This is a genomic window from Pseudomonas rhizoryzae, assembly GCF_005250615.1.
GTDB lineage: Bacteria > Pseudomonadota > Gammaproteobacteria > Pseudomonadales > Pseudomonadaceae > Chryseomonas > Chryseomonas rhizoryzae.
In genome coordinates, this window is the sequence record NZ_SULM01000009.1 from 230913 (window position 1) to 253902 (window position 22990).

Annotated in this window: 22 protein-coding genes; 12 read left to right on the forward strand and 10 right to left on the reverse strand. The window is 65.9% G+C overall.

Annotated features, from left to right (window positions below; genetic code table 11):
• The first annotated feature begins 231 nt into the window (after positions 1 to 231).
• The gene (locus tag FAZ11_RS16745; protein WP_058766776.1) at positions 232 to 1521 is read left to right on the forward strand and encodes an OprD family porin; all 1290 of its coding nucleotides are present in this window, start codon (positions 232 to 234) and stop codon (positions 1519 to 1521) included.
• A gap of 154 nt (positions 1522 to 1675) precedes the next feature.
• Entirely contained in the window at positions 1676 to 3382 is a 1707-nt protein-coding gene (locus FAZ11_RS16750) for a proline--tRNA ligase (protein WP_058766777.1), read from the forward strand.
• A gap of 15 nt (positions 3383 to 3397) precedes the next feature.
• On the opposite strand, the gene FAZ11_RS16755 is transcribed toward FAZ11_RS16750, so the two are convergent.
• Positions 3398 to 3682, reverse strand: coding sequence for an acylphosphatase (locus FAZ11_RS16755; RefSeq protein WP_058766778.1), 285 nt, complete (start codon positions 3680 to 3682; stop codon positions 3398 to 3400).
• Entirely contained in the window at positions 3679 to 4932 is a 1254-nt protein-coding gene (locus FAZ11_RS16760) for a YihY family inner membrane protein (RefSeq protein WP_058766779.1), read from the reverse strand. Before FAZ11_RS16760 ends, FAZ11_RS16755 begins: the two co-directional genes overlap by 4 nt.
• A 91-nt stretch (positions 4933 to 5023) precedes the next feature.
• On the opposite strand from FAZ11_RS16760, the gene arsC reads away from it, so the two are divergent.
• Together arsC and wrbA are read left to right on the forward strand one after the other, a co-directional pair.
• Positions 5024 to 5377 (forward strand): arsenate reductase (glutaredoxin), encoded by a 354-nt coding sequence (arsC, locus tag FAZ11_RS16765; RefSeq protein ID WP_058766780.1) that lies wholly within the window; start codon positions 5024 to 5026, stop codon positions 5375 to 5377.
• Complete coding sequence (wrbA, locus tag FAZ11_RS16770; protein ID WP_058766781.1) at positions 5374 to 5973, forward strand: NAD(P)H:quinone oxidoreductase; 600 nt, start codon at positions 5374 to 5376, stop codon at positions 5971 to 5973. Before arsC ends, wrbA begins: the two co-directional genes overlap by 4 nt.
• 218 nt (positions 5974 to 6191) lie before the next feature.
• On the opposite strand, the gene hda is transcribed toward wrbA, so the two are convergent.
• Both hda and FAZ11_RS16780 read right to left on the reverse strand, forming a co-directional pair.
• Positions 6192 to 6896: a DnaA regulatory inactivator Hda gene (hda, locus tag FAZ11_RS16775; protein ID WP_058760591.1), complete on the reverse strand. Its 705-nt coding sequence runs from the start codon at positions 6894 to 6896 to the stop codon at positions 6192 to 6194.
• A gap of 97 nt (positions 6897 to 6993) precedes the next feature.
• The gene (locus FAZ11_RS16780; protein ID WP_058773425.1) at positions 6994 to 8073 is read right to left on the reverse strand and encodes a DUF2066 domain-containing protein; all 1080 of its coding nucleotides are present in this window, start codon (positions 8071 to 8073) and stop codon (positions 6994 to 6996) included.
• Positions 8074 to 8338: 265 nt separating this feature from the next.
• Between FAZ11_RS16780 and purM the strand changes: the two genes are divergently transcribed.
• Genes purM through FAZ11_RS16795 form a run of 3 tightly spaced genes read left to right on the forward strand, consistent with a single transcriptional unit; the run spans position 8339 to position 10794 of the window.
• A complete protein-coding gene (purM, locus tag FAZ11_RS16785; protein WP_058773424.1) occupies positions 8339 to 9400 on the forward strand; it encodes a phosphoribosylformylglycinamidine cyclo-ligase in 1062 nt (353 codons plus the stop codon).
• Positions 9397 to 10065, forward strand: coding sequence for a phosphoribosylglycinamide formyltransferase (gene purN / locus FAZ11_RS16790; protein WP_058773423.1), 669 nt, complete (start codon positions 9397 to 9399; stop codon positions 10063 to 10065). The genes purM and purN overlap by 4 nt, the downstream gene beginning before the upstream one ends.
• Before the next feature lie 15 nt (positions 10066 to 10080).
• Positions 10081 to 10794, forward strand: a complete 714-nt coding sequence (locus tag FAZ11_RS16795) for a DUF3108 domain-containing protein (RefSeq protein ID WP_058760595.1) — start codon at positions 10081 to 10083, stop codon at positions 10792 to 10794.
• 102 nt (positions 10795 to 10896) lie between these two features.
• On the opposite strand, the gene FAZ11_RS16800 is transcribed toward FAZ11_RS16795, so the two are convergent.
• Positions 10897 to 11373, reverse strand: a complete 477-nt coding sequence (locus tag FAZ11_RS16800) for a GNAT family N-acetyltransferase (RefSeq protein WP_240043599.1) — start codon at positions 11371 to 11373, stop codon at positions 10897 to 10899.
• A 222-nt stretch (positions 11374 to 11595) separates the two neighbouring features.
• Between FAZ11_RS16800 and FAZ11_RS16805 the strand changes: the two genes are divergently transcribed.
• On the forward strand, positions 11596 to 11775 hold the full coding sequence (locus FAZ11_RS16805) for a hypothetical protein (protein ID WP_058760597.1): 180 nt from the start codon (positions 11596 to 11598) through the stop codon (positions 11773 to 11775).
• 341 nt (positions 11776 to 12116) lie between these two features.
• On the opposite strand, the gene FAZ11_RS16810 is transcribed toward FAZ11_RS16805, so the two are convergent.
• Genes FAZ11_RS16810 through FAZ11_RS16820 form a run of 3 tightly spaced genes read right to left on the reverse strand, consistent with a single transcriptional unit; the run spans position 12117 to position 15852 of the window.
• The gene (locus FAZ11_RS16810; RefSeq protein ID WP_058773421.1) at positions 12117 to 14342 is read right to left on the reverse strand and encodes a xanthine dehydrogenase family protein molybdopterin-binding subunit; all 2226 of its coding nucleotides are present in this window, start codon (positions 14340 to 14342) and stop codon (positions 12117 to 12119) included.
• Entirely contained in the window at positions 14339 to 15325 is a 987-nt protein-coding gene (locus FAZ11_RS16815; RefSeq protein WP_058773420.1) for an FAD binding domain-containing protein, read from the reverse strand. Before FAZ11_RS16815 ends, FAZ11_RS16810 begins: the two co-directional genes overlap by 4 nt.
• Positions 15322 to 15852: a (2Fe-2S)-binding protein gene (locus FAZ11_RS16820; RefSeq protein ID WP_058760600.1), complete on the reverse strand. Its 531-nt coding sequence runs from the start codon at positions 15850 to 15852 to the stop codon at positions 15322 to 15324. Before FAZ11_RS16820 ends, FAZ11_RS16815 begins: the two co-directional genes overlap by 4 nt.
• Positions 15853 to 16170: 318 nt before the next feature.
• Here FAZ11_RS16820 and paoA point away from each other — a divergent pair, with 318 nt between their 5' ends.
• From paoA to FAZ11_RS16835, 3 genes are read left to right on the forward strand one after another with little or no spacing between them, the layout of a single operon-like run.
• Positions 16171 to 16839, forward strand: a complete 669-nt coding sequence (gene paoA / locus FAZ11_RS16825; protein ID WP_058760601.1) for an aldehyde dehydrogenase iron-sulfur subunit PaoA — start codon at positions 16171 to 16173, stop codon at positions 16837 to 16839.
• Positions 16836 to 17843, forward strand: coding sequence for an FAD binding domain-containing protein (locus FAZ11_RS16830; protein ID WP_058773419.1), 1008 nt, complete (start codon positions 16836 to 16838; stop codon positions 17841 to 17843). The genes paoA and FAZ11_RS16830 overlap by 4 nt, the downstream gene beginning before the upstream one ends.
• A gap of 10 nt (positions 17844 to 17853) precedes the next feature.
• Complete coding sequence (locus FAZ11_RS16835) at positions 17854 to 20076, forward strand: xanthine dehydrogenase family protein molybdopterin-binding subunit (RefSeq protein ID WP_058773418.1); 2223 nt, start codon at positions 17854 to 17856, stop codon at positions 20074 to 20076.
• Positions 20077 to 20079: 3 nt separating this feature from the next.
• On the opposite strand, the gene FAZ11_RS16840 is transcribed toward FAZ11_RS16835, so the two are convergent.
• Entirely contained in the window at positions 20080 to 20976 is an 897-nt protein-coding gene (locus FAZ11_RS16840) for a DMT family transporter (RefSeq protein WP_058773417.1), read from the reverse strand.
• 22 nt (positions 20977 to 20998) lie between these two features.
• Positions 20999 to 21901 (reverse strand): DMT family transporter, encoded by a 903-nt coding sequence (locus tag FAZ11_RS16845; protein ID WP_058773416.1) that lies wholly within the window; start codon positions 21899 to 21901, stop codon positions 20999 to 21001.
• Positions 21902 to 22002: 101 nt separating this feature from the next.
• Between FAZ11_RS16845 and FAZ11_RS16850 the strand changes: the two genes are divergently transcribed.
• Entirely contained in the window at positions 22003 to 22959 is a 957-nt protein-coding gene (locus FAZ11_RS16850) for a LysR substrate-binding domain-containing protein (RefSeq protein WP_058773415.1), read from the forward strand.
• Positions 22960 to 22990: the final 31 nt, after the last annotated feature.

Here is a 22990-nt window from a genome sequence, read left to right on the forward strand (position 1 = left end):
TGAACACGACGGTTTGTGCACGCTTTTTGCTATCACGATTTCCGTGCAACGACCGATCAGGCCGGGAACTCTTAAGGACATTTCTTAAGAGGACTGGCTAATTCATCGATTCAATGCAATTTTTTGATAAAACCTATCGCCTCTCCAAGAGAGGTGCTATATGTGCCGCCATTAGAACAAACAGCCACGGCTGACACGATGGCTGATCCTCAACCCAAAGGAGCATTTCTGATGCAAGCGATGAAGTGGAGCGTTATCGCCCTGGCAGTAGCCGCAGGGACCACTCAAATGGCATTCGCCGATCAACAGTCCGAATCCAAGGGCTTCGTTGAAGACAGCAAGCTGACCCTGCTGAACCGGAACTACTACTTCAACCGGGACCTGAAAAACGGCGCCAACGATCGTATCGATTGGACCCAAGGTTTCCTGATGAACTACTCGTCGGGCTTCACTCAGGGCACCGTGGGTGTCGGTGTGGATGCCTTCGGTTACTTGGGCCTCAAGCTCGACGGTGGCGCTGGCACTTCCGGCACCGGCAACCTGCCACGTAACAGCCGCGGCGAGCCTGCCGACGAATACTCCACTGCTGGCGCCGCCGTTAAGGTCCGCATCTCCAATACCGTGCTGAAGTACGGCAATCTGCAGCCCACCTCCCCGGTATTCGCCCTAGGTGGTAGCCGCCTGTTCCCGGCCAACGGCACCGGCTTCATGTTGACCAGCGAAGAAATCGACAAGCTGTTCCTTGAAGCGGGTTACTTCACGGCTACCCGTGACGGCATCCAGACCTTCCACGACGGCGACATCGGCACCTCCTACTCGGGCGAGACTGCTCGTTCCGCCTCCTACGCAGGTGGCAAGTACAGCTTCAACGACCAGCTCTCCGCATCTGTCTACTACGGCAAGATGAAGGATCTCTGGAACCAGTACTACGGCAACCTGAACTACGTTCAGCCGCTGAGTGCCAACCAGTCCCTGACCTTCGATGCCAACTACTACTACACCAAGGATACCGGCAGCGCCAAACTGGGCGATATCAGCAACAACGCCTTCTCTCTGGCTGCCGCCTATAGCATCGATGCCCACACCTTCACCCTGGGCTTCCAGAAGGTCAACGGCGATACTCCCTTCGACTACGCAGCGGCTGAAACCGGTGGTGGTGGCGACGGCATCTTCCTGGCCAACTCCATCCAGTACTCGGACTTCAACGCCCCCGGCGAGAAATCCTGGCAAGCTCGATACGACCTGAACATGGCCACCCTGGGCGTTCCGGGCCTGAGCTTCATGACCCGTTATGTCTACGGTAGCGGCATCACCGATGACACCAACGGTGTCTACGGTGCCTACGCGGACGGCGCCAAAGAGCGCGAAACCAACGTGGAAGCCAAGTACAAGGTCCAGAGCGGCCCGGCCAAGGACCTGTCCTTCCGCGTTCGCCAGAGCTGGCACCGCGGCGACGCCAGCACTGGCGGCACTGTGAACGAGTTCCGCATCATCACCGAGTACCCGCTGAACATCCTCTAATAGAGGCCAGCGCTTCTCGTACGATCCAACAGCCCGGCGAATGCCGGGCTGTTGCTTTTCCAGCCTAGACCGACTCCCTCCGCGTCCCTGTACGCCCTGCCCCACCCCACCGTACAATGCCGGTCCCGTCTTGATGCCGACAGACCGCCTAGCCATGCGTACCAGTCAGTTCCTGCTGTCCACCCTCAAAGAAACCCCTTCCGATGCCGTGGTGATCAGCCACCAGTTGCTGCTGCGCGCCGGCATGATCCGCAAGCTGGCCTCGGGTCTCTACACCTGGTTGCCGCTGGGCCTGCGCGTGCTGCGCAAGGTGGAAGCCGTGGTCCGCGAAGAAATGAACGCCACGGGTGCGCTCGAAGTGCTGATGCCGGCCATCCAGCCCGCCGAGTTGTGGCAGGAGTCCGGTCGCTGGGAGCAATACGGTCCCGAACTGCTACGCCTGAAGGATCGCCATCAGCGGGATTTCTGCGTGGGCCCGACCCACGAGGAAGTCATCACCGATCTGATGCGCAACGAGCTGAACAGCTATAAGCAGTTGCCGATCAACCTGTATCAGATCCAGACCAAGTTCCGCGACGAGATCCGTCCGCGCTTCGGCCTGATGCGCGGTCGCGAGTTCGTGATGAAGGATGCCTACTCCTTCCACCTCAACCAGGCTTCGCTGCAGGAAACCTACGACGCCATGTACCAGGCGTACTGCAACGTCTTCAGCCGCCTGGGCCTGAACTTCCGTCCGGTGCAAGCGGACAATGGTTCCATCGGCGGCAGCGGCTCCCACGAATTCCACGTGCTGGCCAGCTCTGGCGAAGATGACATCGTCTTTAGCGACAGCTCCGACTACGCCGCCAACATCGAAAAGGCCGAGGCCTTACCGCGGGAAACCGAGCGTGGCGCCGCTACCGAAGAATTGCGCCTGGTCGATACGCCCGAGACCAAGACCATCGCCGATCTGGTGGAAAAATTCGGCCTGGCCATCGAGAAGACCGTGAAGACCCTGGTGGTCCGCAGTGCCGAGGAAGGCAAGCTGGTCGCCCTGGTGGTGCGCGGCGATCATGAGCTCAACGAGATCAAGGCGGCCAACCTGCCGGAAGTCGCAAGCCCCCTGGTGTTCGCCACCGAGCCCGAGATCCGCGCCGCCATCGGCGCGAGCCCCGGCTCCCTGGGCCCGATGAACCTGCCGATTCCCTGCATCGTCGATCGCTCGGTCGCGCTGATGAGCGACTTCGGCATCGGTGCCAACCAGGAAGACAAGCACTACTTCGGCGTCAACTGGGAGCGTGATTTGCCGCTGCCGCAGGTCGCCGACCTACGCAACGTGGTCGCCGGCGATCCCAGCCCGGATGGCAAGGGCACCCTGGTGATCAAGCGCGGCATCGAAGTGGGCCACATCTTCCAACTGGGCACGAAGTACAGCGAGGCCATGAAGCTGGCGGTGCTGGGCGAAGAAGGCAAGCCGACCACCCTGACCATGGGTTGCTACGGCATCGGGGTATCCCGTGTGGTCGCCGCCGCCATCGAGCAGAACCACGACGAGCGCGGTATTCGCTGGCCGGCCGCCCTGGCGCCCTTCGAGGTTGCCCTGGTACCAATGAAATACGAAAACGCCGCGGTCAAGGAAGCCACGGATCGCCTCTATGGCGAACTGAAGGCAGCAGGCTTCGACGTGCTGCTGGATGATCGTGACAAGAAGACCAGCCCTGGCGTGAAGTTCGCCGACATGGAGCTGATCGGCATTCCCCATCGCCTGGTGGTGGGTGAGCGCGGCCTCAACGAGGGCGTGGTCGAATACAAGGGCCGTACCGACAGCGACAGCCAGAATGTCGCCCTGGCCGAGATCGTCAGCTTCCTCAAGGCGCGCTAAGGCTCTCGTTCCAGGTCAGGTGTTCGCGCGCCTGACCTGGAAATCGGTGAAACCTTCCAAGGCCACCTCCTCCAGCTCCACCGCCGTCACCTGCGCCGTTGCAGGCCCCTGCCAGAGCCAACTCTCCAACCTGGCAAGCGCCTCAGCCGAACCCTCCAGATGGCACTCCACCCGGCCATCAGCCAGATTTCGCACCCAGCCCGTGACGCCCAGTCGTTGCGCCTCTTGCCGGGTACTTTCGCGATAGTAGACACCCTGTACCCGACCGCTGATCAGGGCATGGCGCGCCAATGTGGTCATCGTCTCGCGACTCCGCTTTCTTCCAGTGGTGGCGCGACTCGCAGCCAGTGCGCCACGCTGCCACCCAGCAACTCGCGACGTTCCGCCTGCAGGCGCACGAAGGCCTCCTGCAGCAGCGGATACCAATCCCCGGGAAAGCGCTCGGCCGCCGGCCAGCAGTCTGGCGACGGGGGAGCCCAGGGCGCGCGGTCCAGCAGATCCAGCAAGGCATAGCCATGCAGGTCGCGGCACAGCACCCAATGGCCGCTGTCGTTCTGGCACACCAGGCGCTCCTGCTGGAGAAAGGCCAGCACCGCATGCCACTCGTGCTCCGGCAGTTTCCAACCGGCGTCGTGCAGGCGGCCCAGATGCAGACTGGAGCCAATCTGCTGTCGCTCCAGGAAGGCCCGCAGCACGGCGAGCAGGACGAAGAAGGCAGGCAGCGGTGCCCGGCGCCAGTGATGGGTGGTGGACAGGCTGCAGACCACCTCCGCGCCCAACAGCACGATCAGCCAGCAAACGTAGATCCAGACCAAGAACAGCGGCACCGTGGCGAAGGCACCATAGATCAGTTGGTAGCCGGGGAAATAGAAGACATAGAGCCCGAAAAGGCTTTTGGCCGCCTCGAACAGCACGCCGGTCAGAGCGCCCCCGATCAGGGCGTGACGCAAGGGCACTCGGGTATTGGGCACGGCGGCGTACATCAGGGTGAAGGCGGCGATGCTGAACAGCAGGGGCGTGACCTTGAGCAGGACCTGGGCGCCCGACATGCCGTAGGAACCGAAGACCAGGGCCACCGAGGCTAGGTAGGTGCTCATGGCGAAACCGGCACCGAGCAGCAACGGCCCCAGGCTGAGTACCGCCCAGTAGAGCAGGAAGCTGGACACGCCACGCCGCGGGATACGCACGCGCCAGATGTCGTTGAAGGTCTTTTCCACCGTCACCAGCATGAAAAAGGAGGTCACCGCCAACAGGGCGACGCCGAGCCAGGTCAGGTGCCGCGCCTGCTCGATGAAGTTGCGCAGGTATTCCTCCAGCGTCGCCCCGGTGGAGGGCACGAAGTTGCGGAAAATGAAGGCCTGAATCTGGACCTCCGTACCCTGGAAGGCGGGAATCGCCGAGAGCATGGCGAAGGTCACGGTCATCACCGGGACCACGGCGAACAGGGTGGTATAGGTCAGGGCCGCGGCGTTGTTCGGTGCGCGGTCCTCGATGAAGCGCTCGGCGAGATAGCGAACGAAGGACAGCAGTTCACGCAAGCGGGCCGACATTGGCGGTTCCTCGAAAGGCACGGTCAAGGGCTGGCGCGGCAGTCCTCGCCAACCCGCTACAATGGGCATCTTACCTTCTATGGATCAGCCCATGAGTGAAATCGTCCTCTATCACAATCCGCGCTGCTCGAAATCGCGCGAGGCCCTGGCGCTGCTGCAAAGCCGCGAGCTAGCCGTGTCCGTGGTGCCTTACCTGGAAACGCCACCGGATGCCGGGCAACTGCGCGAGCTGCTCGCCAGGCTGGGCGTCGGGGCACGCCAGTTGCTGCGTACCGGCGAGGACGCCTATCGCGAGTTGCATCTCGCCGACCCGGCGCTGGACGAAGACGCCCTGATCGCAGCCATGGTCGCCCACCCCAAGCTGATCGAAAGACCCATCGCCGTGCATGGCGAGCGCGCCGTCATCGGTCGTCCCCCCGAGCGTGTCCTGGAGATCCTGCAATGACCCCCGAAGCCTACGTCCTGGTGCTCTACTACAGCCGCCATGGCGCCACCGCCGAGATGGCCCGCCAGGTCGCCCGTGGCGTGGAGATGGGCGGCCTGAGCGCCCGCCTGCGTACCGTGCCGGCCGTATCCGCCGAATGCGCCGCCGTCGCCCCGGCAGTGCCCGAACAGGGCGCCGTCTATGCGACCCTTGATGACCTGCGCGATTGCGCGGCGCTCGCCCTGGGCAGCCCGACGCGCTACGGCAACATGGCCGCCGCCATGAAGTACTTCCTCGATGGCACCAACAGCCTGTGGCTGACCGGCGCGCTGGTGGACAAGCCCGCGGGTGTTTTCACCTCCACCGCCAGTCTGCACGGCGGCCAGGAGAGCACCCTGCTGTCCATGGCGCTGCCGCTCTTGCACCACGGCATGCTCATTACCGGCCTGCCCTATAGCGAGAGCGCCCTGTTGGAAACCAAGGGCGGCGGCACGCCCTATGGGCCGAGCCATTTCGCCGGGGCCGATGGCAAGCGGGCGCTGGACGAGCAGGAAATCGCCCTGTGCCGGGCACTGGGCAAGCGCCTGGCGACCCTGGCCGGCAAGTTGAGGGGCTAAGAGCCTGTTCAAAATCTCGCGAGCTAGAGCCAGACAAGGCCTAGGCGGCCCCGCGAAAATAGCTGAGGAAGCGGATCGGACCCGCGCTCGGGTTTACAAGCGGTAAATGAGCATTGCGACGGGGCCGCCTAGGCGGGGCTGGCCTTCCAGGCCATTTTCAACGCGGTTTGGCCGACGCGCAGCAGATTTTGAATAGGCTCTAGGGGCAACCGGCGCGGCTACCAGCCCATGATTTCCTTGACGAAGGGAATGGTGAGCTTGCGCTGCGCCTGCAACGACGCCTGATCCAGACGTTCGAGCATGTCGAACAGGGCGTCCATGCTGCGGGTATTGCGCGAGAGGATGAAGCGACCGACTTCCTCGGTCAGGTGCAGCCCGCGACGCGAGGCGCGCAGTTGCAGGGCGCGCAGCTTGTCTTCGTCGGACAGCGGACGCAGCTGGAAGACCAGCGCCAGGGTCAGGCGCGACTTGAGATCGGCCAGTTGCACCGGCAGTTGCCGTGGCGACGCCGTACTGGAGATGAGCAGTCGCTTGCCGGCATCGCGCAGGCGATTGAACAGGTGGAAGAGTGCCTCTTCCCAGCGCCGCTGGCCGGCCAGGGCATCGAGATCGTCGAGGCAGACCAGCTCGCACTGCTCGAGATTGTCGAACAACTCCACGCCATAGTCGGCCAGCTCACCCATGGGCAGATAGATGGCGCGCTCGCCCAGCTCTTCTAGGCGATGGCAGGCGGCCTGCATGAGATGACTGCGGCCGGCACCCGCGCCGCCCCAGAGGTAGATCAGACTTTCCGTCCAGCCGGCGTCGGCGTCGCACAGGCGCTCGACATAGCCGAGCGCCGCGGCATTGGCACCCGGGTAATAGTTGACGAAGGTGGCGTCGTCACGCAGACGAATACCCAGGGGCAGCTGTAAAGGCATCATGCCGACTCGAACGGCTCTTGGCGGTTTCGCGAGGGCGCCAAGTCTAACCAAAACCCGGCCCCCTCGCAGCTGCCGCTTTAGCGATAGAGCGGCGTCCTCACGGCCAGCGGAAATACAGGGTGGTACGCCCGCTCGGCGCCGACTGGGCGGCAGGTGCCGTCGGTGCGGCATTGGCATCCACTGGCGTACCCGACGCTGCTGGCATAGGGGCTGCTGGAGCGGCTGGTGCGGTCGTCGGTTGCAGACCGGCAAGACCAAGCTGTGCCTGCAACTGATCGGGGTTGGCGGTGAGGTCGTAGGTCAGTTGGGTACCCTCGACCTTCACCAGCCGACTCGACAGGGGTTCGAGCACCTTCTGCAACTGGGCATAGCGCTCGAAGTTGGAGTTGTCGGCCACCAGGGTGAGCGGCTGGGTAGTGCCTGGGCGCGAGACGAATTTCTTCGATAGGCGGGCGGCGACATCCTGCAGGACGGCAGCAGCCAGGGCGTCCTGGTCGGCCGCCTGGCTGCTGCCCTGCTCGACGGCGCCACCGTTCCACAGCCGCCACTGGGCCTGCCAGCCATTGCCCTGGGGCTTGGCATGCACGGCCAGCAGTGCATTGGCGCCATAGCGCTCGGAGGCCTGGCGCAGGACAGTAGGATCGCTGGCGTCGATATTGGCGGCGGTACCGGCCAGCTGTTCGTTGAGATCGGCCAGCGGCAGACGGATCGGCAAGCCGGCGCTCTGGGCGCCACGCTGCACACTGGCGCTGGCCGGTTGGCCGTCGCCCAGCAGGGTGGCGCCGCCATCGGCGTCATTGAGCCACCAGACCATCACCACCGGGCGATTGGCGCCCCAGACCGACAGGCCGGCCTGGCCGAGGGCGCGCTCGGTGGCGGCCGGATCGAAGTTGACCACCAGCACCTGCGGCGGGCCGGCATCGTAGCCGTATTGGGTGATAAGGGATTCAGGCGCCGCCAGGGCACTGGCAAGTCCAGGGTTCTGGCCAGCCTGGGAATTACCGGTCAACCGCACCGCCAGTTCCTGCAGGGCACGCTTGAGGGCGGCGTTACGCTCGTCCGGCTGTTGCGAGGTGACCGGCTCGCGGACCTGGTAGAGGTTGTCCACCACCTCGGCATGGGCGAACGGGCTCAGGACCAGTAGCGAGGCGAGCAACGAAAGGACGAGACGGCGCATGGCGATTCCATAGAGGGGGCAAGGGGCATACCTTAAAAGCCGCCTGCCCCCTGGGCAAGGGCGCGGCTATCACGAGGGCGCGCCGAGCGGGCGAAGACGCAGGCAGTCAGGCTCAGACCACGGCGCACCGGCCGGGTGCCCTTTCGCGCCGGACCGGAGGCCACGGCATGCCGCGTGCTTTAGCGCGGCTTCTGGTAAAATCGCCCGCCTCATCGCCGGCTGGCGCCAGCCGGCTCGTTTCGCCATTCGCTAAAGGCCAGGATTCATGAGCAAACAACCCCAGCTGAGCTACAAGGACGCCGGTGTGGACATCGACGCCGGTGAGGCTCTGGTAGAACGCATCAAGGGCGTCGCCAAGCGCACCGCCCGCCCGGAAGTCATGGGCGGCCTGGGGGGCTTCGGTGCCCTGTGCGAGATCCCGGCCGGCTATCGCCAGCCGGTGCTGGTCTCCGGCACCGATGGGGTCGGCACCAAGCTGCGCCTGGCCATGAACCTGGCCAAGCACGACAGCATCGGCATCGACCTGGTCGCCATGTGCGTCAACGACCTGGTGGTCTGCGGCGCCGAGCCGCTGTTCTTCCTCGACTACTATGCCACCGGCAAGCTCAACGTCGATGTCGCCGCCCAGGTGGTGACCGGCATCGGCGCCGGCTGCGAACAGGCCGGCTGCTCCTTGGTAGGTGGCGAGACCGCCGAGATGCCCGGCATGTACGAAGGCGAAGACTACGACCTGGCCGGCTTCTGCGTCGGCGTGGTGGAGAAGTCCGAGATCATCGACGGTTCCAAGGTGACCACCGGTGACGCCCTGATCGCCCTGCCCTCCTCCGGTCCGCACTCCAACGGCTATTCGCTGATCCGCAAGATCATCGAGGTGGCCGGTGCCGACATCGAGAACATCCAGCTCGACGGCCAGCCGCTGACCGACCTGCTGATGGCCCCCACCCGCATCTACGTCAAGCCGCTGCTCAAGCTGATCAAGGACACCGGCGCGGTCAAGGCCATGGCCCACATCACCGGCGGCGGCCTGCTGGACAACATCCCGCGCGTGCTGCCCGAGGGCGCCCAGGCGGTGCTGGACGTGGCCAGCTGGCAGCGTCCGGCGGTATTCGACTGGTTGCAGCAGCAGGGCAACGTCGACGAGACCGAGATGCACCGCGTGCTGAACTGCGGCGTGGGCATGGTCATCTGCGTGGCCCAGGAGCAGGTCGAGGGCGCCCTGAGCGTGCTGCGCGCCGAGGGTGAGCAGCCCTGGGTCATCGGCCGCATCGAACAGGCCGCGGCCGGCGCCGACCAGGTCGTGTTGAACAATCTGAAACAGCACGGATGAGTCCTGCCGACTGCGCCGTGGTGGTGCTCATCTCCGGCCACGGCAGCAACCTGCAAGCCTTGATCGACGCCGCGAGGCCGCCCGTGCGGATCGCGGCGGTGATCGCCAACCGCGCCGAGGCCTATGGCCTGGAGCGGGCCCGCCAGGCCGGGATTCCTACCGCGGTGATCGATCACCGCGAACATCCCGACCGGGAGAGCTTCGATGCGGCCCTGGCCGCCGTCATCGACGCCCAGGGTGCCGACCTGGTGGTGCTAGCCGGTTTCATGCGCATCCTCACCCCGGGCTTCGTGCGGCGCTATCAGGGCCGCCTGCTGAACGTCCATCCCTCGCTACTGCCGCTGTACAAGGGCTTGCACACCCACCAGCGCGCCCTCGATGCCGGCGATGCCTGGCACGGCTGCAGCGTGCACTTCGTGACCGAGGAATTGGATGGCGGACCCGTTGTCCTGCAATCGCGGGTAGCGGTGTTGGCCGAAGATACGTCGGAGAGCCTGGCGACACGGGTACACGCCGCCGAGCACCTCCTTTATCCTGTGGCGGTGCGGCTGTTCGCCGAAGGTCGTCTACGGCTGGGTACCCTGGGTGCCGAGCTCGATGGCCAGACGCTGCCGCCGACTGGAGCCACCCTACCGTCGAATACGGTAGCGGCCTCCCTTTCCTGACCCAAGGAGAACCTGATGCGACGTCTGTTGTTCCTACTGGCCACCCTCTGCAGCGCCTCGGCCTTCGCCTTCGACCTGGAGCCGTTCACGGCCAGCTACACCGCCGACTGGAAGCAGATGCCGGTCAGCGGCTCTGCCGAGCGTTCGCTGCAGAAAGAGGCCGATGGCCGCTGGGAGTTGAAGTTCGAAGCCTCCATGCTGGTGGCGGGGCTCAGTGAATCCAGCACCTTCCGCCATGAGGGCGACGCCTTCCTGCCGGACACCTACCAGTACAAGCGCAGTGGTCTGGGCAAGAGCCGCGAAAGCGAGTTGACCTTCGACTGGGCCGCCAAGAAAGTCACCGGCAAGGACAAGGACGATCCCGTCACCCTCCCCCTGGATCGCGGCCTGCTGGACAAGTCGACCTACCAGCTCAAGCTGCAGCAGGATGTGGCCGACGGCAAGAAGAGCATGAGCTACCAGATCGCCGACGGTGACAGCATCGATACCTATGACTTCCGCGTCATCGGTCCCGAGCGCATCCGCACCCCGCTGGGCCTGTTCGACACCATCAAGGTGGAGCGCGTGCGCGACCCTACCAAGAGCAGCCGCAAGACCGAGCTGTGGTTCGCCAAGGACTGGGACTACCTGCTGGTGCGTCTCTATCAGCAGGAGAGCGACGGCAAGGAATACCAGACCAGCCTCAAGGAAGGTACGGTCAATGGGCGCGAGGTGAAAGGCGCCAACTGAGCCAGGCCCCTGGCAAGACGCCCTCTTCGGAGGGCGTTTTCTTTTCTAGCAGCGGAGGTTCCGCCGGGGTAGCTCCGAAGGACAGGGAAGACAGCCGATCTCTCAGGCGATATCGTCGGCACTGCGTTCCACACCACGCTGCTTCTCGTAGCGGACATCCTTACCCTCGAGCTGGGCGACCTGCTGCCAGCCACGGGCCCGGTACAAGACATTGGCACGCACGGCAGCCGTGCCATCGGTGACCAGCCAGATCAGGGCATGGCGCCGGAACAGCGCCGTTTCGGCAGCAGCCAGCAGGCGAGCACCGAAGCCTTGTCCCTGCCATTCGGGTCTGACGAAGAGTGCGAAGACCTCTCCAGCGGACAAGTCCACCAGGCTGAAGCCCACGACGGCGTCAGCCACTTCCATCACCCAGGCACAGGGCTCGACCGCGATGGCGGCGGCGAGGGTTTCCAGGGTGATGCCGAGGTCGGCCAGTTGCTCGCGCGTCAGGGCGTTTTCCGTCACTGAGGTGCGGATGGCGAACAGGGCGTCCACGTCGGCCGGAGTAGCCAGGCGCAGTTGGGCGGAGGTAGTCACTTGGTTTTCCCAGTGTCCAGCATGTGTAGCGACGCCCATTGCCGAGGCGCAATTTCCTCTGCAATGGCGGGCCGCTATGGGCAACGACAACCGTCAGCGCGACAGATTGTCGCAGAAGTTGTAACGGGTTATTGCCGAGATCTGCCTTGGTCAGCCAGCGAAACGCTCTAGTATCGGATTTCAAGCCCAGCCGTAGCGCGGGCTCGACTAAGGAGATTCAGCATGACCATTACCGTAACCGAACGTGACGAAGACCATATGTCCCGCGAAGCCCGTGGCCTGGGCATGCATCTGTGGGACGTGAAGCAAGAAGGTGAATTGGTCGGCGTCTACCAGAGCGAAGCCGCTGCGCTCGAGTACAAGGAGCAGATCGAACACGACAGCGCGTCGCACGCTGAGTGAGTCGAACGACCTTTTCACAGACTGCCTGAAAAAGGCCCGCCTCTTGGAGGCGGGCCTTTTTCATTGGGGTGTTGGTTGGGTTGAGACAGTTCCACCGTTGAAGCCCAACAGGGAGTGCTCGGTCTGGGCATGTTGGGCTTCGCTTCGCTCAGCACCACCCTACGAGGTGGTGTCTCGTAGGTTGGGTTGAGACAGCTCCATCGTCGAAGCCCAACGGGGCGGGCATGACTTGGGCGTGTTAGGCCTCGCGGGGCTCAGCCCAACAACCTACGGGGGTGGTGCCTCGTAGGTTGGGCTGAGACGGCTCTATCATCGAAGCCCAAGATGACCCGACCTTGGGCCTAGTGCAGCAACTCGTCGGCGAACACCTTATCGAGGGTGATGGGCAGGTCGCGCACGCGCTTGCCGGTGGCGTGGAAGATGGCGTTGGCGATGGCCGCGGCCACCCCGACGATACCGATCTCGCCGATGCCCTTGGCGCCCAGCGGATTGACGATCTCGTCCTTCTCCTCGACGAAGATGACCTCCAGCTGCTGCACATCCGCCTGTACCGGGAAGTGGTACTCGGCCAGGCTGTGGTTCATCCAGCGGCCTTCAGTGGTGTCCATCATGCCCTCTTCCTGTAGGCCCATACCGATGCCCCAGACGATGCCGCCGGCCACCTGGTTCTCGCCAGTCTTGAGGTTGAGGATGCGCCCCGCCGCCACGGCGGTGACCACGCGGCTAACTCGGACGCTGCCGAAATCCTCGTCCACCTTGACCTCGACGAACACCGCCGAGTGGGTACCGGTGGCGTAGTCGTCCCGCCCTTCCGCCGGTTCGGCGCTGGCCAGGGTTTCCATGGACGGCGACCCCGAGGCCTTGAGGATGGCGGTGAAGTCGACACGCTGGGCGGGATCGGTCTTGAGACTGATGCCGCCATCGGCGAACACCACCTGGTCCAGCTCAGCCTTGGCCAGCGGCGAGTCGTCCATCGACTGGGCCGCATCCAGCAATTGCTGGCGCAGCTGGTCGCAGGCCAGCTTCACCGCGGTGCCCACGGAAGACACGGTGAAGGAACCGCCTTCCAGCGGCGCCTTGGGCAGGGTGGAGTCGCCCAATTTGAAGGTGACCTTGTCCAGCGGCAGGCCGAGGTTCTCGGCGGCGATCTGGGTCATGACCGTGTAGGTGCCGGTGCCGATATCGGCAGTGGCGCTGGCCACCACCAGGCTGCCGTCGATGTTCATCACCGCCTTGGCGGTGGCCGGTTGCTGCATGGCTTCCCAGACGCCGGTGGCCATACCCCAGCCCACCAGTTGGTTGCCGTCGCGCATGGAGCGCGGTGCCATGCTGCGCTGCTGCCAGCCGAAACGGTCGGCGGCCTGGCGATAGCACTCCAGCAGCTCCTTGCTGGAATAGGGCTTGCCCTTGGCTGGATCGACGTCGGTGAAGTTACGAATACGCAACTCCAACGGATCGATGTCGGCGGCATAGGCCAGTTCGTCCATGGCGCTTTCCAGGGCATAGACGCCCAGCACGGCGCCGGGGGCGCGCATGTCCAGCGGGGTGTAGACGTCCAGCGCGGCCAATTGGTAGCCCAGCTTGACGTTGGGGCAGGCATAGAGCGACGCCGACCAGACCAGCACCATCTCGGTGAAGTCTTCGAAGCGCGAGGTGATGCCCAGGGCGCTGTGGTCGATGGCCTGCAGCTTGCCATCGCTGTCACAGGCGAGCTTGACCTGCTGGTAGGTCTCGGGACGGTAACCGAAGGTGAACATCTGCTGACGGGTCAGGGTTACCCGCACCGAGCGCTTGAGTTGCAGCGCGGCCATGGTCGCCAGCACCAGTTGGTACTGCGGCCGCAGACCGGAGCCGAAGGCGCCGCCGACGAAGGGCGAGATGACCTTCACGTCGCCTTCCCCCAAACCGAAGATGCTGCTGACGAACTGGGCGCTGTTCTGCACGCCCTGGGTCTTGTCGTGCACCGTCAGCTTGCCGTCCTTGTGGTAGATGACGGTGGAGGCGTGCATCTCCATGGGATTGTGGAATTCCGCCGCGGAGTGGTACTCAGCTTCGATGCGCACGGGCGCCGCGGCCCAGGCCGCAGGGGCATCGCCGCGATTGGCCGGCAACTCCATGGGCGCTTCGTGGGCCTGGTCGCGGGCCTTGGCCAGGTCGGTGGCGTGGTCTTCTTCGCTATAACGAGCGCGGATCAGCGACGCTGCGTGGCGGGCGGCCTCGGAGGTCTCGGCCACCACCAAGGCGATGGGCTGGCCGCTGTAGAGGATGCGGTCGTTGTACAGCGGGCGGAAGGGCTTGCCGTCCGCCGCGTCCATGTCGGTGTAGCTCTCGTCGTAGCTGGCCATCTTGGGTCTATTACGATGGCTGAGCACCTCGATAACCCCGGGCTGGGCCAGGGCCTCGCTGACATCCAGGTCGAGCAGGCGACCCTTGGCGATGGTGGCGTTGACCACGAAGCCGAAGGCCAGGTCCGGCACGCTGAATTCGCCGGCATAGAGCGCCTGGCCGGTGACCTTGAGCGGACCGTCGACGCGGGGAACGGCTTTTTGCAGATGGACGACGGTCATTGCAGGGTACCTCCGGCGGCTTCGGTGAGGGCACGCACGATGGCGCGCCGGGCCAGTTCGATCTTGAAGGCGTTGTGGGCGAAGCCCTGGGCGCCTTGCAGCAGCTGATCGGCCAGCTGGCCGAAGGTGGCCTTGTCCGCCACCTGGCCGACGACGGCCTGCTCGGCCTCGGGCAGCCGCCAGGGTTTGTGCGCCACACCGCCGAGAGCGACGCGGACCTGCTTGATGCGCTCGCCGTCCAATTCCAGCGCCGCCGCCACCGAGACCAGGGCGAAGGCATAGGAGGCGCGGTCACGGATCTTCAGGTAGGCGCTGTGAGCGGCCAGGCCCTCGGCCGGCAGGGTCACGGCGGTGATGAGTTCATCGGCCGCGAGGTTGGTGTCACGCTCGGGCGTATCGCCGGGCAGGCGATGGAAGTCGGCGAAGTCGATGACCCGCTCGCCGTTCGGACCGCTCACCTCGACGCGGGCCTCCAGCGCAGCCAAAGCCACGCACATGTCCGAGGGATGGGTAGCGATGCACTGCTCGCTGTGACCAAGGATGGCGTGGATGCGATTCTGCCCTTCGCGGGCCCCGCACCCCGAGCCGGGTTCGCGCTTGTTGCAGGGGGTGCCCACGTCATAGAAGTAGTAGCAACGGGTACGCTGCAGCAGGTTGCCGCCGGTGGAGGCCATGTTACGCAGTTGCGGCGAGGCGCCGGCAAGGATCGCCTTGCTCAGCAGCGGATAGCGGCGCTGCACCTCAGGGTGGTAGGCCACCTCGGCATTCTTCACCAGAGCGCCGATGCGCAGACCGCCTTCGCTAGTGGTCTCGACCTCGCGCAGGGGCAGGCCGTTGACGTCGATCAGCTGTTCGGGGCGTTCGACATTTTCCTTCATCAGGTCCAGCAGGTTGGTGCCGCCGGCGATGAAGTGGGTCTGGGGACCGTGCTGGCGGATGGCATCCGGGACGGCATTGGGCTTGGCGTAACCGAAGCGGTTCATTCGCGGCCCTCCCCTTGCTGGCAATCCGGACGGGCCCGCTCGATGGCGGCGCGAATGTTGCGGTAGGCGCCGCAGCGGCAGAGGTTGCCGCTCATCTGCTCGGCCACCTCGGCTTCGCTGTGGGCGTGACCTTCCTTGAGCATGCCGATGGCCGAACAGATCTGTCCGGGCGTGCAGTAGCCACACTGGAAGGCGTCCTCGGCGACGAAGGCAGCCTGCATGGGGTGCAGTTGGTCGCCCTGGGCCAGGCCTTCGATGGTGGTGACTTCGGCCCCGTCCTGCATCACCGCCAGGGCCAGGCAGCTGTTGATGCGGGTGCCGTTGACCAGCACCGTGCAGGCGCCGCACTGGCCGTGGTCGCAGCCCTTCTTGGTGCCGGTCAGGTCGAGATGATCGCGCAGCAGGTCGAGCAGGGTGGTCCAGGGCTCGACGGCGAGTTGCAGCTGCTTGCCGTTGAGGGTCAGAGCGATGGTATGGGACTCGGGTTCGGCCAGGGGCGGGAGCTGGCGCGCGGGGGTGGCGTTCATGGCGGACCTCACGGTTAAGGCCGCGGGGTGCAGATTGCCCCCGTGGTCGGAATCAGGCGGTGGCAGCGAAAGGCCACCTCAGGTAAAGGACTGCCCTCGACCTGTAGCGGTTCAGCACCCCTGCCCAGCGGTATTCAACGTTACGTTGAGCCCTGCTCAGCGAAACGGCTGAAGCCCCGTGTTAGAGCCTTTTCCCGAGAGATGGACATATCTGGCAAAGGGCCTTGGTCCGTTAGCGCGATAGAGACCTGAACCCCATCGGCATGGGGGCAGTCATCAGAACTCCCGTGATGCGCCCCTAACGATGAGAATTCGCCCATGGCTTCCGACTCCGATGCACGCTGGCGCCTGTCGCGGCGCCAGTTCCTCGGCACCTCCGCGGTGCTGGTAGCGACCAGCGCCATTCCCGGCTATGCCTTCGCCCAGGCCAGCGGCGGCGCGCCCCTGACCCCAAAGGCCATTGCCGCCCGGCTACCGCAGTTGCTGCCGCTGACCTTGCAGATCAATGGCGAAGCGCGGCGGCTCAAGGTCGACAGCCGCACCACCCTGCTCGATGCCCTGCGCGAGAACCTGCACCTCACCGGCACCAAGAAGGGCTGTGACCATGGCCAGTGCGGTGCCTGCACGGTGCTGGTGAACGGCCAGCGCATCAACAGCTGTCTGAGCCTCGCCGCCATGCACGAAGGCGACGCCATCACCACCATCGAAGGCCTGGGCAATGCCGAGCGCCTGCATCCGATGCAGGCGGCCTTCCTGGCCAAGGACGGCTTCCAGTGCGGCTATTGCACGCCGGGGCAGATCTGCTCGGCGGTAGCCCTGCTGGACGAGGTCAAGGCCGGCATGCCCAGCCATGTCTCGGCCCGCCTCGACGGCCCGATGCAGCTCAGTGAAGAAGAGATTCGCGAGCGCATGAGCGGTAACCTCTGCCGCTGCAGCGCCTATCCCAACATTGTCGCGGCCATCCAGATGGCGGGAGGCCAGGCATGAGGGTCTTCGACTATCAGCGCGTGCAGAACGAAGCCGAGTATCAGCGCGTGCAGAACGAAGCCGAGGCCAGCCGCCAGGGGGCCAAGGCCGGTAGCCGCTTCATCGCCGGCGGCACCAACCTGCTGGACCTGATGAAGCTGGAGATCGAAACGCCCAGCCAGGTGCTGGACATCAATCGCCTGAAGCTGGACCAGATCAGCGCCACCGGAGACGGCGGCCTGCGCATCGGCACCCTGGTGCGCAACTCCACCCTGGCCGCCGACGCCCGGGTGCGCGAGCGCTATCCGGTGCTGTCGCGTGCCCTCTTGGCCGGCGCCTCGGCGCAACTGCGCAACAAGGCCACCACCGGCGGCAATCTCCTGCAGCGCACCCGCTGCTCCTACTTCTACAACACCGCCATGCCCTGCAACAAACGCCAGCCCGGCAGTGGTTGCGCGGCCCTGGGCGGCTTCAACCGGATGAACGCAGTGATAGGCGCCAGCGACCAGTGCATCGCCGTGCACCCCTCCGACATGGCGGTGGCCATGCGGGTGCTGGACGCCACGGTGGAGACCCGCGAGGCCACTGGTCGCACCCGCCGCATTCCCATTGCCGACTTCCATCGCCTGCCCGGGGACACCCCGCAGATCGAGACGGTGCTGCAACCCGGCGAACTCATCACCGCCGTCACCCTGCCCCCACCGCCACCGGGTATCCAGGTCTATCGCAAGGTGCGCGACCGCGCCTCCTATGCCTTCGCCCTGGTGTCCATGGCGGCCATCGTCGAGCTGGACGGCAGCCGCATCCGCAGCGGTCGCGCCGCCTTCGGTGGTTTGGCGCACAAGCCCTGGCGCGTGGCGGCGGCCGACCAGGCCTTTGCCGGCCAGGCGGCGGACAGTGATCTGGCTGCGGTGGGCGATGCCCTGCTGGCCGGCGCCCGTGGCTATGGCCACAACGACTTCAAGCTCGAGCTGACCCGCCGCATCCTGCGCGCCGGCGTCGCCGATGCCCGCCAACAGGCCTGAGGACAGCCCCATGGAAATGAATGAACCCGCTGGCCGCAACCTGATCGACGAGAATCGCAGCGGCCTGATCGGCAAGCCCATCGACCGCGTCGACGGCCTGCTCAAGGTGACCGGCCAGGCGCCCTATAGCTTCGAATTCCGCAATGACCGCGTCGCCTACGGCTTCATCGTCGGCGCCACCATCGCCAAGGGCCGTATCGCGCGGCTGGACACCTCGGCCGCGGAAAGCGCACCCGGTGTGCTCAGCGTCCTGACCTATCGCAACGCCCCGCGCCAGGCCGCCCGCGAGCCGGACAACAGCAGCCGCTTCACCCGACCTAAGCCCTATCTGGACAGCGACCAGGTGCGCTATTTCGGCGAGCCGGTGGCCTTCGTGGTCGCCGAGAGTTTCGAGGAGGCACGGCTGGCGGCGGCCCTGGTGGAGATCGACTATGCCGCCGAACCGGGCGTCTTCGACCTAGCCGCCAACCTCGGCCAGGCGGTCAAGCCGCCGGATGCCGACCAACCCACCGACACCGCCTCGGGCGATGTCGATACCGCCTTCGCCCGTGCCCCGGTCAAGCTCGACGAGCGCTACACCACGCCCTACCACATCCATGCGCAGATGGAGCCCCACGCCAGCCTCGCCCAGTGGGACGGCGACCGGGTAACGATCTATTGCTCCACCCAGTTCGTCGAGCAGGCGCAGAGTTGCGTGGCCAACACCCTGCAGCTGCCTAAGGAAAACGTGCGCATCGTGGCGCGCTATATCGGTGGCGGCTTCGGCGGCAAGTTGCCGATCTATGCCGATGCGCTGATTGGCGCCATGGCGGCCCGGGCCATCGGTCGCCCGGTCAAGGTCACCCTCACCCGCCAGCAGATGTTCCAGATCACCGACCACCGCTCGGCCACGGTGCAACGCATCCGCCTGGGCGCCGATGGCAACGGCCGCATCCTGGCCATGGCCCACGAAGGCTGGTCCCACTCCGCTCGCGGCCTGACCTACTACGAACCCACCGGGCTCTCCTCGCGCACCCTCTATGCCGGTGACGACCGCCTGGTAGCGCACCGCATGGTCGAGCTGGACCTGCCCGAGTCAGGCTCTTGCCGCGCACCCGGCGAAGCCGTGGGCATGCTCGCCAGCGAGAGCGCCATGGACGAACTGGCGGTCATGCTCGATCTCGACCCCATCGAGCTGCGCCTGCGCAACGAACCCAGCCAGGACCCGGAAAAACACATCCCCTTCTCCACCCGCAAGCTGGTGGACTGCATGCAGGAAGGCGCCCGCCGCTTCGGCTGGAACAGGCGCAACGCCAAGCCGGGACAGGTCCGCGACGGTGACTGGCTGGTCGGGATGGGCATGGCCGCCGCCAGCCGCGCCAATGTCATGCGCCCGTCCCAGGCCGGGGTACGGCTGGAGGCCGACGGCACCGCGACGGTGAAGACCTCCATGACCGATATCGGCACCGGGACCTACACCATCCTGGCGCAGATCGCCGGCGAATCCCTCGGGCTGCCGGTGGAGCGGGTCAAGGTGCTTCTCGGCGACAGCGACGATCCCGCCGGCGCTGGCTCCGGTGGCTCCTTCGGCGCCGCCAGTTCCGGTTCCTCGGTGTATGTCGCCTGCGAGAACCTGCGCTTGAAAGCAGCTGAGGCAGCCGGCCTGGACCCCGCCAGCGCGCGCTTCGTCGGCGGCCGGCTGATCGCCGACAACGGCAGCCGCGACCTCGCCGAACTGGCGCGCGAGCACGATCTCCAGGCCATCGGCGAAATCAAGCCCGGGCAGACCCTCAAGGACTATTCCCAGCAAGGCTATGGCGCCTTCTTCGCCGAGGTGGGGGTGCATGCCATCACCGGCGAGATCCGCCTGCGGCGCATGCTCGGGGTGTTCGCTGCCGGGCGCATTCTCAACGAGAAGACCGCCCACTCGCAGATGCTCGGCGGGATGATCTGGGGCGTGGGCAGCGCCCTGCACGAAGAGGGCGTGATCGATACCCGCCATGGCCACTTCGTCAACCACGACCTGGCCGACTACCACTACCCCAGCCACCTGGACATCCCCGCCATCGAGGCCTACTTCCTGCCGGAAGTGGACGACAAGGCCAATCCGCTGAAGATCAAGGGTGTCGGCGAACTGGGCATCTGCGGCGCCGGAGCGTCTCTCACCAACGCCGTCTACAACGCCTGCGGGGTGCGCATCCGCGACTATCCGCTGACGGTGGACAAGGTGCTGGCGGGGCTGCGGATGGCCTAATGGTCAGGGCGCCACCCTGCGGCCCGTACGCGTCGCCAGCAGCACCCCACCGATGGCGATGACCATGGCCACCCAGGCCAGCGGCGGCAGGGTCTCGCCCAGCAGCAGCCAGGCGCTCAGGGCGGCGCCCGGCGGGACGCAGAAGAACAGCGCGCTGACGCGTGCCGCCTCGCCGGCGCGGATCATCCATACCAGCAGGCTGATGGCCAGCAGCGAATTGGCCAGGACCAGGTAGGCCAGGGCGCCAATGAAGGCCGGTGCCCAGTGCACCGGGGTGTGCTCGAACAGCAGCGCCACCGGCGCGCAGCAGACCAGGCCGACGCTGTATTGCACCAGGTTGTTGGTGACCGGATGCTGGGCTACGCCCAGGCGCTTTTCGTAGAGCACCGCGCTGGTCATGCCCAGCAGTGCGCCCACCGCCAGCAGGATGCCCAGGCCGGACTCCAAGGCGACGCTGGCCCGTGCCAGGATCACCCCGATGGCGCCCAGCAGGCCCAGCGCCAGCCCCAGCCATTGCAGCGGTGCCACCCGCTCGCCGACCAGCAGGGGCGCGCCCAGGGCGACCAGGATCGGCTGCAGCGAGGCCACCATGGCCACCACGTTGGCCGAGGCGCCCAGCACCAGGGCGCCATAGCTCATGCCGAAATAGACGCCCTGGATCAAGAAGCCGACCACGGCAAGATTCGCCCACTCCCGGCGCGTGCGCGGCAGTGGCGGGCGGAGGATGAGGAAGGCCACCAGCAGCACGCTGAAGGCCAGCGCATAGCGCATCGTCAGGATGGTGAACGGCGGCGCATAGGCGAGGCCCACCTTGGAGACGGCGAAGCCGGCGGACCAGAGGGCGAGGAAGACCAGCGGGATGAGGCGCAGCAGCCAGGGATTCAGCGGGGTGGACGACATCGGACTCTCGAAGCCAGGCGAATCAGCGGGACGCCACTCGCGAGCGGGAAGGATAGCTGACGATCAGCAGACCGCTGAGCACCAGGGCAGCCCCCGTGAGGAAACCGGGGCCCGGTGTTTCGTGCAGCAGCCAGACGCCCATCAGCACGCCGAACAGCGGCGTCAGCAGGGTCAGCACGCCCAGCGGCGCAGCGCGATAGCGACTGAGTAGCACGAACCAGCCGAGCAGACTCGCCCCCGCGACGATGAACACCTGGAACGCCAGACTCGACCAGGCCAGGGAATCCAGCCCGGCCAGATCGAGCCGCTTGCCGAGCGGCAGGGCCAGGGCCAGCAGCACCACCCCGGTCACCCCGAGTTGATAGAACAGGGTGCGCAGCGGCGGCGCCTCGGCCAGGGCGCTGCGGCGGATCAGCACCGTGGTGGCGCCCCAGGCGGCACCGCCGACCAGGCCAATCAGATCACCCCGCCAGCTCGTCGCGCCGCTCGGCTGGCCGATCAGGAAGGCGCAGACCACCCCACTCGCGGCCAGGGCGATACCCAGCCACTGGCGCGACGACAGCCGCTCCCCCGGCACCAGCCAGTGCAGGCCGCAGGCGGCGAACAGCGGTGCGGTATAGATGAACACCACCATGTGCGCGGCGCTGGTGTATTTCAGGCCTACCGCCATGCAGAGGAATTCCAGGGCGAACAGCGAACCGGCCAGCAGACCGGGCACCAGCGTCTGGTCCCGTCCCAGGCAGCGGATGCCGCGCCAGCGCGCCATGCCATAGAGCAGCCCGGCAGCCAGCAGCGAGCGCCAGCCGATCTGCAGCAGCGGATCCACCTGCTCGGCGATGGCCTTGATCGCGGTCTGCTGTAGCCCCCACACCAGGCAGAGCACCAGCATCAGCAACACCGCGGGGGCATCGAGTTCTTTACGCATGAGCGCTGCTCCAGAAAATCCAACGCCCGCATGGTGAGGGTGGCTGAACTGGTCAGACAAACGATGTTTAATGGGCGTCAGGCTCAGGAAAACTAAGGCTCATGACCACCGCCCTCCCCCTCAACGCCCTCCGTGCGTTCGCTGCCGCCGCCCGCCACCAGCACTTCGCCAAGGCGGCGGACGAGCTGCACGTCACCGCCGGGGCCATCAGCCGGCAGATCCGCCTGTTGGAGGAAGAGCTGGGCCAGACCCTGTTCGAGCGCCTGCCCCAGGGGGTACGTCTGACCGTGCAGGGGCGCGCCCTGGCCGCAGAGATCGCGCCCCACCTCGACGGCCTGACCCGCGCCGTGGCTCGGGCGCGGCTCAAGAGCAGCGTGCTGACCGTCAGCGCGCCGCCCACCTTCGGCCAGGAGTGGCTGTTGCCACGCCTGGAAGACTTCCAGCGCCAGCATCCCGATATCGAGGTCTTTCTCGACGCCTCCTCGGCCATCGTCCCCCTCGGCACCGAGGGCGGTGCCCAGGCGGCGATCCGCTATGGCCGCGGGGACTGGCAGGATGGCGAGACCCGGCTGCTGCTAAGGGAGTGGATCTTTCCGGTCTGCAGCCCGGCGCTGATCACCGCCCCGCTTGCCGAACCCGCGGCCTTGCTCGACTATCCGCTGCTGCACGCCGAATGGCCGGGCGGCTGGCGGGCGGGTCGGCCCAGCAGCAGATTCAACGCCTGGCAGGACTGGTTCGCCAGCCAGCACGTCGAGCTCTCCGAGGGGCTGCGCGGACCGCGTTATTCGCTGAGCGGCATGGCCCTGCAACAGGCGGCGGCGGGCAAGGGCGTGGCGCTCGGCGGCTGCGTACTGGCCCAGCGGCTGCTGGCCAGCGGCGCCCTGGTCCGCCCGCTGCCGGACCGCTTCAATCAGCTCTCGCCCCAGGCCTACTTCTTGGTGTTGCCCAAGGGGCCGGTGGAGGCGCCGGTGCAGCGCTGGATCGCCTGGTTGCTGGAGCAGGTGCGTAGCTTCCGCGACACCCAGGGCGATCAGCAGGAGACCGGCGGTGCCTGGTGAGCGCCCGCTCTTTGCGGCAGTCTAGGACTAC

Bases quoted from the DNA above. Each gene is read 5' to 3' on its own strand.
- FAZ11_RS16830 (WP_058773419.1), top strand. From the start codon at position 16,836: ATGAGGGTCTTCGACTATCAGCGCGTGCAGAACGAAGCCGAGTATCAG.
- FAZ11_RS16750 (WP_058766777.1), top strand. From the start codon at position 1,676: ATGCGTACCAGTCAGTTCCTGCTGTCCACCCTCAAAGAAACCCCTTCC.
- paoA (WP_058760601.1), top strand. From the start codon at position 16,171: ATGGCTTCCGACTCCGATGCACGCTGGCGCCTGTCGCGGCGCCAGTTC.
- FAZ11_RS16780 (WP_058773425.1), bottom strand. From the start codon at position 8,073: ATGCGCCGTCTCGTCCTTTCGTTGCTCGCCTCGCTACTGGTCCTGAGC.
- hda (WP_058760591.1), bottom strand. From the start codon at position 6,896: ATGATGCCTTTACAGCTGCCCCTGGGTATTCGTCTGCGTGACGACGCC.
- FAZ11_RS16810 (WP_058773421.1), bottom strand. From the start codon at position 14,342: ATGACCGTCGTCCATCTGCAAAAAGCCGTTCCCCGCGTCGACGGTCCG.
- wrbA (WP_058766781.1), top strand. From the start codon at position 5,374: ATGACCCCCGAAGCCTACGTCCTGGTGCTCTACTACAGCCGCCATGGC.
- FAZ11_RS16745 (WP_058766776.1), top strand. From the start codon at position 232: ATGCAAGCGATGAAGTGGAGCGTTATCGCCCTGGCAGTAGCCGCAGGG.
- FAZ11_RS16850 (WP_058773415.1), top strand. From the start codon at position 22,003: ATGACCACCGCCCTCCCCCTCAACGCCCTCCGTGCGTTCGCTGCCGCC.
- FAZ11_RS16845 (WP_058773416.1), bottom strand. From the start codon at position 21,901: ATGCGTAAAGAACTCGATGCCCCCGCGGTGTTGCTGATGCTGGTGCTC.
- FAZ11_RS16820 (WP_058760600.1), bottom strand. From the start codon at position 15,852: ATGAACGCCACCCCCGCGCGCCAGCTCCCGCCCCTGGCCGAACCCGAG.
- purM (WP_058773424.1), top strand. From the start codon at position 8,339: ATGAGCAAACAACCCCAGCTGAGCTACAAGGACGCCGGTGTGGACATC.
- purN (WP_058773423.1), top strand. From the start codon at position 9,397: ATGAGTCCTGCCGACTGCGCCGTGGTGGTGCTCATCTCCGGCCACGGC.
- FAZ11_RS16755 (WP_058766778.1), bottom strand. From the start codon at position 3,682: ATGACCACATTGGCGCGCCATGCCCTGATCAGCGGTCGGGTACAGGGT.
- arsC (WP_058766780.1), top strand. From the start codon at position 5,024: ATGAGTGAAATCGTCCTCTATCACAATCCGCGCTGCTCGAAATCGCGC.
- FAZ11_RS16840 (WP_058773417.1), bottom strand. From the start codon at position 20,976: ATGTCGTCCACCCCGCTGAATCCCTGGCTGCTGCGCCTCATCCCGCTG.
- FAZ11_RS16795 (WP_058760595.1), top strand. From the start codon at position 10,081: ATGCGACGTCTGTTGTTCCTACTGGCCACCCTCTGCAGCGCCTCGGCC.
- FAZ11_RS16805 (WP_058760597.1), top strand. From the start codon at position 11,596: ATGACCATTACCGTAACCGAACGTGACGAAGACCATATGTCCCGCGAA.
- FAZ11_RS16815 (WP_058773420.1), bottom strand. From the start codon at position 15,325: ATGAACCGCTTCGGTTACGCCAAGCCCAATGCCGTCCCGGATGCCATC.
- FAZ11_RS16835 (WP_058773418.1), top strand. From the start codon at position 17,854: ATGGAAATGAATGAACCCGCTGGCCGCAACCTGATCGACGAGAATCGC.
- FAZ11_RS16760 (WP_058766779.1), bottom strand. From the start codon at position 4,932: ATGTCGGCCCGCTTGCGTGAACTGCTGTCCTTCGTTCGCTATCTCGCC.